This window comes from Enterorhabdus sp. P55 (assembly GCF_009911695.1).
GTDB lineage: Bacteria > Actinomycetota > Coriobacteriia > Coriobacteriales > Eggerthellaceae > Enterorhabdus.
Genome location: NZ_QWKK01000245.1, coordinates 1 through 1,059, shown reverse-complemented (window position 1 = coordinate 1,059; position 1,059 = coordinate 1). Strand labels below are relative to the sequence as shown.

General features: G+C 28.4%; 2 protein-coding genes. One reads left to right on the top strand and one right to left on the bottom strand.

Translation table 11 applies throughout. The features are described from left to right. Positions 1–228: hypothetical protein (locus tag D1643_RS11095; RefSeq protein WP_160710656.1), on the bottom strand; the 228-nt coding region annotated here is incomplete at its 3' end. A 344-nt stretch (positions 229–572) separates the two neighbouring features. On the opposite strand from D1643_RS11095, the gene D1643_RS11090 reads away from it, so the two are divergent. Further along, the coding region (locus D1643_RS11090; protein WP_160710655.1) for a stage II sporulation protein M at positions 573–1,059 on the top strand (487 nt) is incomplete at its 3' end.

Here is a 1,059-nt window from a genome sequence, read left to right as displayed (position 1 = left end):
TGAATCAAGTTTAATTTGTTCACTTTTCTTCTCAGAACTAGTATTATTTAAACTTAAATTTAATTCTGCTGTATTCTCGCTCGTTGACTTAGCAGTCATCTCTGTTACTACAGTAGTCGGTACTTCAACCGCTGCTACCTGAAGAACTGGCACAAACAACTGAGACACTAAACTTAACATCATTAAAACCACATAAAATTTCGTGGCATATCTACTTTTATTTTCCATTTGATACTCCTCCTTCAATATTTCAAACAATAGAAACAATAGTAAACTTTAACCCTGTAAAAACTTTGTACATTGAACAGAAAGTAGCCTATAGTCTAACTCAAACATAAAAAATCCACTTTAAACATCATTCATTTACCCTTAGGCGAATTTTTTAAATCAAGATAGGGCATACTATAGACGGCCCACTAAAAATTTTTATTTTCTATAACATAACGATCGTTTTCACCTTACTGCATTATAGCATATATTGTTTTGAATACATCGAAAAATTTTATAACAATTAAATATTAGGGGTTATTTTTTGTTTTTAATGTTATAATGACTCTAAAAGGAAAAATCAAATGAATAAAGTTTTTAAACCCATCAAGTATTTAAGTATCATAATATTTGTTGTTATTATATCAGCTGTGATAACTTATATTATCAATCCTAATTTCTCAGATACGTTAAATTCTATATCAAATAATGTTTCCAAATCAGTATCACAGAAATCGGGGTTGAATTTAGTTGCTGCTTATATTTTTAATAATGGATTTAAAGTCCCAATAATTATGTTAATTTTATCAATCATACCTATCCGATTTTTATATTGGATTCAGCCACTTTTCACAGCCATATTACCTGGAATTTTATTTGGGATAGCATTTAGATACTCGGTTGCAAAAGCTTTTATTATATTAATTTCTTCGCTACCTCATATGTTATTAGAGATATTCGCATTTTGCTTATGGATGGTCGCTCTTGATCGTTTTAACAAATGGATGAGATACAAAATATCTAGGAAAAAACAAACAAATACTAAGTTATTTTATGAATTCAAGTTAATAT